Here is a 266-nt window from a genome sequence, read left to right as displayed (position 1 = left end):
CTTTTTTAGCCACGACAGGATGGATCGTGCCGTTGAGCGTGATGAAACTTTGCTGGAAATCTATAAAGAAATCAAAGATCAGCATTTCAAAAATCTCCGGAACTTGGTATGGTTCACAGGGGCATCTATTGTTTTCAGTTTGGTAGTGGTTTTCCTTAATGGATTTGATACAGGTTGCGTAATGAGCGGTTTTGCTTTGTTGGTCGCCGCACTTAATATATATACGATCACCAAAGCAGTATTATTGGTAATCGCTATGGTAGATC

At 40.2% G+C, this 266-nt stretch carries 1 protein-coding gene; it reads left to right on the top strand.

The window, feature by feature from the left end; all coding sequences use genetic code 11:
- Window positions 1-19: 19 nt before the first annotated feature.
- Window positions 20-266, top strand: a 247-nt coding sequence (locus tag SB772_RS41795; protein ID WP_410838748.1) for a hypothetical protein, incomplete at its 3' end; no start/stop codon positions are given.

The sequence above is a fragment of the Paraburkholderia sp. SIMBA_030 genome, assembly GCF_046535245.1.
Classification (GTDB): Bacteria; Pseudomonadota; Gammaproteobacteria; order Burkholderiales; family Burkholderiaceae; genus Paraburkholderia.
The sequence above is the reverse complement of the archived record's forward strand: the minus strand, read 5'-3'. Positions and strand labels throughout refer to the sequence as shown.